This is a genomic window from Streptomyces sp. KLMMK (genome assembly GCF_036961605.1).
Classification (GTDB): Bacteria; Actinomycetota; Actinomycetes; order Streptomycetales; family Streptomycetaceae; genus Streptomyces; species Streptomyces telluris.
In genome coordinates, this window is sequence record NZ_JBAMDC010000321.1 from 1 (window position 1) to 7,543 (window position 7,543).

The following is a 7,543-nucleotide window of genomic DNA, read 5'->3' on the forward strand; positions in this document are numbered from 1 at the left end:
GCGCCGCCGCCGCTGACGGGCCGCACGGACCGCTGACGGGTCGTCGGCGGTTGTCCGCGGCTGCTCGCGGTTGCCCGAGGCTGCCGATCAGGCGCTGCCGGCGGGCTGCTGACGGTCGGTCGGGTGCCGGCGGACGGTTGCTCCCGGCCGGGTCCGGATGCCCGCGGCGGCGGATGCCTGCGGGGGCGGTTGCCCATAGGGTCGGAACCGTGACGAATGACGTACGCACAGACGACGCCGGTGACCAGCCCGGACGATTCAGCGAGCCCGTGCAGCCGGGGCAGCCGGGGCAGCCGGTCCGGCTCAAGGCCGGCGACGCCGAGCTCACCGTGGACCCCGCGCACGGCTGCCGCCTGACCAGCCTCCGCATCGGCGGGACCGAACTCCTGCGCCAGGGCGACAAGTACGGCTGCTTCCCCATGGTCCCGTGGTGCGGCCGGATCGAGCTGGGGCAGTTCCGCAACGGCGGCGAGCGACACCAGATGCCCGTCAACCACCCGCCGCACGCCATCCACGGCACCGGCCGGGACACCGCCTGGCGTACGGCCCGGGCGGACGACTCCTCCGCCGCCTTCACCTACGACCTCGCCGCCCCCTGGCCGTACCCCGGCCGGGTCACGCAGCTGGTCGAGCTGGCCCCCGACGCCGTCACCCTCACCATGGGCGTGGAGGCGGCGAGCGACTCCTTCCCGGCGCAGGCCGGCTGGCACCCCTGGTTCCTGCGCAACCTCGGCGCAGGCGAGGACGTACGGATCGACTTCACCCCCGGCTGGCAGGAGGAGCGCGGCGATGACCACATCCCCACCGGCCGCCGCATCGACCCCCTCCCCGGCCCTTGGGACGACTGCTTCGGGATGCCCGACGGCGTCGATGTGACCCTGACCTGGCCCGGCGCCCTGGAGCTGAAGGTGGCGAGCCGCACCGAGTGGGTCGTGGTCTACGACGAGCAGGAGGCGGCCGTCTGCGTCGAGCCGCAGTCCGGCCCGCCCAACGGCCTGAACACCCTGCCCCGCCTCGTCACGCCGATCGACCCGCTGGAGATCTCCACGACGTGGACCTGGCGGACGCTGGCCTAAGCTCATGGGCATGAGCACGCGTGACGCCCTGCTGCAGCAGATCAAGGACAAGGCCGTGGTCCACGGCAAGGTGACCCTCTCCTCCGGCAAGGAGGCCGACTACTACATCGACCTGCGCCGGATCACCCTGGACGCCGAGGCCGCGCCGCTGGTCGGCCAGGTCATGCTCGACGCCACGGCCGACCTGGACTTCGACGCCGTGGGCGGGCTCACCCTGGGCGCCGACCCGGTGGCCACGTCGATGCTGCACGCCGCCGCCGCGCGCGGCCGCAAGCTGGACGCCTTCGTCGTCCGCAAGGCGCAGAAGGCCCACGGCATGCAGCGCCGCATCGAGGGCCCGGACATCAAGGGCCGCCGCGTCCTGGTGGTCGAGGACACCTCGACCACCGGCGGGTCCCCGCTGACCGCCGTCGAGGCGGCGCGCGAGGCGGGCGCGGAGGTCGTCGCCGTCGCGACGATCGTCGACCGCGGGGCCGCTTCCGCGATCGAGGGCGCCGGCCTGCGCTATGTGACGGGCTATGCCCTGGGGGACCTGGGTCTGTCCTGACCTGCTGTTTCCTTACGGCGTTCAGCTCCGGGGGTGCGGTTTCACGTGAAACCGCACCCCCTGCGCATGCCCTGGCTCATATGAGCGTGGTGAGCCTCATGTGGAGTAATGCGGGGAGTCTGGGAGTATGGGGGCGACGATGACCGTCGCCCCCTAGGTCAGGGCCCCGAATCACGCCCGTACCCGCACATCACAAGGAGCGGACAGATGCCCATCGCAACCCCCGAGGTCTACAACGAGATGCTCGACCGGGCGAAGGCAGGCAAGTTCGCCTACCCGGCCATCAACGTCACCTCGACGCAGACCCTCCACGCCGCGCTGCGCGGTTTCGCCGAGGCGGAGAGCGACGGCATCATCCAGATCTCCACCGGCGGTGCGGAGTTCCTGGGCGGTCAGTACAGCAAGGACATGGTCTCGGGCGCCGTCGCGCTCGCCGAGTTCGCGCACGTCGTCGCCAAGAAGTACCCGGTGAACATCGCGCTGCACACCGACCACTGCCCGAAGGACAAGCTGGACGGCTACGTCCGCCCGCTGCTCGCGATCTCCCAGGAGCGCGTCGCCGCCGGTCAGAACCCGCTCTTCCAGTCCCACATGTGGGACGGCTCCGCCGAGAAGCTCGACGAGAACCTCGCCATCGCGAAGGAGCTCCTCGCCGAGGCCGTGAAGGCGAAGATCATCCTCGAGGTCGAGATCACCCCGACCGGCGGCGAGGAGGACGGCGTCTCCCACGAGATCAACGACGACCTCTACACCACCGTCTCGGACGTGGAGCGCACCGCCGAGGCCCTCGGCCTGGGCGAGAAGGGCCGCTACCTGCTGGCCGCCTCCTTCGGCAACGTCCACGGCGTCTACAAGCCGGGCAACGTCGTGCTCCGCCCCGAGCTCCTCCGCGACCTGCAGGACGGCATCGCCGCCAAGCACGGCAAGGCCGACCCGTTCGACTTCGTCTTCCACGGCGGCTCCGGCTCCACGGAGGAGGAGATCCGCACCGCGCTGGAGAACGGCGTCGTGAAGATGAACCTCGACACCGACACCCAGTACGCCTTCACCCGTCCGGTGGCGGCCCACATGTTCAAGAACTACGACGGCGTCCTGAAGGTCGACGGCGAGGTCGGCGACAAGAAGACCTACGACCCGCGCACCTGGGGCAAGCTGGCCGAGGCGAGCATGGCCGAGCGCGTCACCAAGGCGTGCGCGGACCTGCGCTCCACGGGCACCAAGCTGAAGTAACTGCGCGAGCAGTACCAGCTGCCTGTACGGCTTCAGGGCCCGGTCCCGCTCACTGAGCGGGGCCGGGCCCTTCGCGTGGCCGCACGCGTCCGGCCGGGGGATGATCGCGCCATGAGCGACTCCGCACCGGAACCCGGGCGCGGGCCCGGCCCCGGCCCCGAGCCGCCCCCGCCCCGGTCCCCGTCCCCGCGCCCGTCCCCGGCGCGTGCCGCCGCGGCGGGCCGGGATCCCGCGGCCGACGACGGGCCCGATGTGCGCCTGGGCACCGCCACGGGGCGTGCGGTCCTGCTGACGGCCGTCCTCGGCTCGGGCATGGCCATGCTCGACAGCACCGTCGTGAACGTCGCCCTGCCGCACATCGGCCGGGACCTCGGCGCGGACCTGGCCGCTCTGCAGTGGACCGTCAACGCCTACATGCTCACCCTGGCCGGCCTGATCCTGCTGGGCGGTGCGCTGGGGGACCGCTTCGGCCGGCGCCGGATCTTCATCGTCGGCGTGGTGTGGTTCGCGCTGGCCTCGCTCCTGTGCGGGATCGCCCCGACCGCCGGGGTGCTGATCGGTGCGCGCGCCCTGCAGGGCGTCGGCGGCGCGCTGCTCACCCCCGGCTCGCTCGCCCTCATCCAGGCCGTCTTCCGCCCCGGGGACCGGGCCGCGGCCGTCGGCGCGTGGTCGGGGCTCGGCGGCGTGGCCTCCGCGATCGGCCCGTTCGTCGGCGGCTGGCTGGTGGACGGCCCGGGCTGGCGCTGGGTGTTCCTGATCAACCTGCCGCTGGCGGCGGTGTGCGTACCCGTGGCCGTGAAGTACGTGCCGGAGACGCGCGACCCCGACGCGGGCGGCCGCTTCGACGTCCTCGGTGCGGCCCTGGGCGCACTCGCCCTCGGCGCGGTGACGTACGCGCTCATCGCCGCCCCTGACAAGGGCGCCTCGCCCTGGGTGATCGGCCCCGCGGTCGCGGGCGTCCTCCTGGGCGTCGCGTTCTGCTGGGTGGAGGCCCACAGGCCCGACCCCATGCTGCCGCTGGAGATCTTCTCGATCCGCCTGTTCTCGTCGATCAACGCGGTGACGGTGTTCGTGTACGCGGCCTTCAGCGGCTTCTTCTTCCTCTCCGTGCTGCAGCTGCAGGTCGTACTGGGCTGGTCGGCGCTCGCGGCGGGCACCGCCCTGCTGCCCACGACGGTGCTGATGCTGCTGCTGTCGGCCCGCTCCGGAGAGATCGCCCAGCGCATCGGCCCGCGCCTGCCCCTCACGGCCGGGTCCCTGCTGTGCGCCGTCGGCATGGTCCTCATGGTCCGCGTCGACCGCGGCGCCTCGTACTGGGCGGACGTCCTGCCCCCGCTCGTGGTCCTCGGCCTGGGCATGACCGCGCTCGTCGCCCCGCTCACGGCGACGGTCCTGGCCTCCGTGGACGTGGCCCGCGCCGGCCTGGCCAGCGGCATCAACAACGCGGCCGCCCGCGCGGCCGGCCTGATCGCCGTGGCCGCGCTGCCCCTGCTGGTGGGCATGGGCCCGGACGCCTACCGCGACCCCGAGGCGTTCTCGGACACCTTCCGCAAGGCGATGTACTGGTGCGCGGGCTCCCTGGCGCTGGGCGCGCTCCTGGCCTGGTTCACGGTCCGCTCCACGTGCCTGCGCGCCCCCAAGCCCACCGGCGAACCGCCCTGCCACCCGGAGGCCGTCTACCACTGCGGCACGGTCTCGCCGCCCCTGGACCCGGGGGACGCGTGAGCGGGCGGGCCACGACGCGAAAAGCCCCCGGTGCCCGGTAACGCAAAGCGCAGCGGAAGGGCAGACTGGAGCCCATGTCCATTCACGAGAACCTGCTCGGGGGACCGCCCCCGACCCACCTGCCCGACGACCCGGAGCCGCGCGAGCTGCTCGCCTCCGGGGCGGCTCCCGCCGAGGTCGCCGCGAAGTACCCGGCGTCCTCGCTCGCGTGGGCGCAGCTCGCCGACGAGGCGTTCGAGGCCGGCCGGGTCGTCGAGTCCTACGCCTACGCCCGCACCGGCTACCACCGCGGCCTGGACGCACTGCGCCGCAGCGGCTGGAAGGGCCACGGCCCCGTCCCCTTCGAGCACGAGCCGAACCGCGGCTTCCTGCGCGCGCTGCACGCCCTCGCGCGCGCCGCGCAGGCGATCGGCGAGCAGGAGGAGTACGAGCGCTGCTCCGCCTTCCTCCGCGACAGCTCGCCCACGGCCGCCAACACCCTGGGCTGACCGACGCGTCGGCACTGCCCCGGGTACCGGCGCCGCACCGCCACGGCGCTGTATCACCACAGCCTGTGTCCGGGAGCCCACGAGGGTTATCCACAGCCCTTGCCGGGACCGCTTCCCTGCCCGCATGATCGCCGCAGTGGCCCGGCGAACCCGGGAGCGACGGCAGGGGAGACGAGATGACTTCCGACCCACAGGACACCGCACCCAACCTGCACTTCACCGGCACCACCCCCTACGAGGACTACGTGCGGGCCTCGGTGCTCACCAGTCTTCAGGAGCCCCTCTCCGAGGACCCCGGGGAAATGGCCTTCCTCGTCACCACCCAGGTGATGGAGCTCTGGTTCACGGTCATCGTGCACGAGTGGGAGACCGCCGCGCGGGCCCTGCGCGATGACGACCTGCCGGTGGCGATGGCCGCCCTGAAGCGGTCCACGTACGAGCTGATGTCGCTCAACGCCTCCTGGGAGCCGCTGGCCCACCTCACCCCGGCCCAGTTCAACGCCTTCCGCTCGGCCCTGGGCGACGCCTCCGGGTTCCAGTCGGCCATGCACCGGCGGCTGGAGTTCCTCCTCGGCGACAAGTCCGCGGCCATGCTCGTGCCGCACCAGGGCGCGCCGCAGATCCACACCGCGCTGGAGAAGGCGCTCTACGCACCGAGCCTGTACGACGAGGTGCTGCGCCATCTCGCGCGCCGCGGCCACGAGATACCCGAGGCCGTCCTCGGACGGGACGTCTCCGAGCGGTACGCCGCAGACCCGGCGGTCGAGGTGGTCTGGGAGCGCATATACGCCGGGGACCAGAGCAGCCCGGAGTGCCGGCTGGGGGAGGCGCTGACGGAGGTCGCGGAGCTCGTCTGGCGCTGGCGCAACGACCACCTGGTCGCCACGCGCAGAGCCATGGGCGCGAAGGTGGGCACCGGGGGCTCGCCGGGCGTCGCCTGGCTGGAGAAGCGGGCGACGAAGAACGTGTTCCCCGAGCTGTGGACGGCGCGCAGCCGTGTCTGAGGCGATCCCGGCCAAGGAGGCCGCGGCGCTCGACGCCGCCGACGGACTGGCCGCCAAGCGCGCCGAGTTCGACCTGGACGACGGCGTCGTCTACCTCGACGGGAACTCCCTCGGCGCCCTGCCGCGCGGCGTGGCCGGGCGGCTCTCCGACGTCGTCGGGCGGGAGTGGGGGCGGCTGCGCATCCGGTCCTGGGAGGAATCCGGCTGGTGGACGGCTCCGGAGCGCGTCGGTGACCGCATCGGCGGCCTCATCGGGGCCGCCCCGGGCCAGGTCGTCGCCGGTGACTCCACGAGCGTCAACGTCTTCAAGGCCGTGGTGGCGGCGATACGCCTGACACAGGGGGCGGGGGAGGGGGGAGGGGAGGGGGAGGCCCCCCTGCGGGACGAAGTGCTCGTCGACGCCGCCACCTTCCCCACCGACGGCTACATCGCCCGTTCCGCCGCCCGCATGACCGGCTGCCGGATCCGTGCCGTCGACGCCGCGGACATGGCCCGCGAAGCCGGTCCCCGCACCGCCGTCGCGCTCGTCAACCACGTCGACTACCGCACCGGCCGTCTCCACGACCTCCCCGCCGTCACCGCGGCCGTCCGCGCGGCCGGCGCCCGCACCGTGTGGGACCTGTGCCACAGCGCAGGCGCGCTCCCCGTCCACCTCGACGCCGATGGGGCGGACTTCGCGGTCGGCTGCACGTACAAGTACCTGAACGGCGGCCCCGGCGCGCCCGCCTTCCTCTACGTGCGCCGCGCCCTGCAGGACCGTTTCGACTCGCCGCTCCCCGGCTGGAACTCCCACGCCGACCCCTTCGCCATGGACCCCGCCTACGCCCCCGCCGACGGCGCGGTCCGCGGCCGCGTCGGCACGCCGGAGATCCTCTCCCTCCTCGCCCTCGACGCCGCCCTCGACGTCTGGGACGGCGTGGATCTCGCGGCCGTCCGCGCCAAGAGCCTCGCCCTCACGGACTTCTTCCTCCGCTGCGTCGAGGCGTACGTGCCGCAGGGCCGCGTCGAGTCCGTGACGCCCGGGGCGCACGGGGAACGGGGCAGTCAGGTGTCGCTGCGCTGCGCCGCGGGCCCGGCAGGGGGCGCCGGTGACGTCATGGCGGAGCTGATCCGCCGCGGTGTCGTCGGCGACTTCCGGCGCCCGGACGTCCTCCGGTTCGGCTTCACGCCCTTGTACACGCGCTTCGCGGACGCCGAACGGGCCGCGCGGGTGCTGGGGGAGGTCCTGGAAGGGGCTCGGAGGCGGTGACGGCCGAAGAGGACGCCCTGTTCGGCCTGGCGTACGTCCCGCCCGACGAAACCGTCTCCTACGGCCCCCACCCCGGCCAGGTGGTCGACTTCCACCTGCCGGCCGCTCCCGCCGGCGTACGGGTGACCCTGCTGCACGGCGGGTTCTGGCGCGAGGCGTACGACCGCCGTCACCTCGCGCCCCTCGCGGCGGCCCTGGCCGCGCGGGGCGTGGAGGTCGCCTTG

The 7,543-nt window shown here is 73.3% G+C and carries 7 protein-coding genes and 1 pseudogene; all 8 read left to right on the top strand.

Translation table 11 applies throughout. The features are described 5' to 3' along the window. Window positions 1-269: 269 nt before the first annotated feature. Window positions 270-1,076, top strand: coding sequence for an aldose epimerase family protein (locus tag V7793_RS29620; RefSeq protein WP_336012190.1), 807 nt, complete (start codon window positions 270-272; stop codon window positions 1,074-1,076). A 4-nt stretch (window positions 1,077-1,080) separates the two neighbouring features. Continuing rightward, window positions 1,081-1,623, top strand: a complete 543-nt coding sequence (pyrE, locus tag V7793_RS29625; RefSeq protein ID WP_336012174.1) for an orotate phosphoribosyltransferase — start codon at window positions 1,081-1,083, stop codon at window positions 1,621-1,623. A 207-nt stretch (window positions 1,624-1,830) separates the two neighbouring features. After that, window positions 1,831-2,853, top strand: a complete 1,023-nt coding sequence (gene fbaA, locus V7793_RS29630; protein ID WP_058047511.1) for a class II fructose-bisphosphate aldolase — start codon at window positions 1,831-1,833, stop codon at window positions 2,851-2,853. A gap of 111 nt (window positions 2,854-2,964) precedes the next feature. Then, on the top strand, window positions 2,965-4,578 hold the full coding sequence (locus V7793_RS29635; protein ID WP_336012179.1) for an MFS transporter: 1,614 nt from the start codon (window positions 2,965-2,967) through the stop codon (window positions 4,576-4,578). Between the two features lie 74 nt (window positions 4,579-4,652). After that, complete coding sequence (locus V7793_RS29640) at window positions 4,653-5,066, top strand: DUF3151 domain-containing protein (protein WP_168094626.1); 414 nt, start codon at window positions 4,653-4,655, stop codon at window positions 5,064-5,066. A gap of 176 nt (window positions 5,067-5,242) precedes the next feature. Continuing rightward, on the top strand, window positions 5,243-6,070 hold the full coding sequence (locus tag V7793_RS29645) for a tryptophan 2,3-dioxygenase family protein (RefSeq protein ID WP_336012183.1): 828 nt from the start codon (window positions 5,243-5,245) through the stop codon (window positions 6,068-6,070). After that, on the top strand, window positions 6,063-7,319 hold the full coding sequence (kynU, locus tag V7793_RS29650) for a kynureninase (RefSeq protein WP_336012187.1): 1,257 nt from the start codon (window positions 6,063-6,065) through the stop codon (window positions 7,317-7,319). Before V7793_RS29645 ends, kynU begins: the two co-directional genes overlap by 8 nt. Next, window positions 7,316-7,543 (top strand): annotated as a pseudogene (locus V7793_RS29655) (alpha/beta hydrolase); the annotation flags it as partial. The gene kynU and the pseudogene V7793_RS29655, both read left to right, overlap by 4 nt.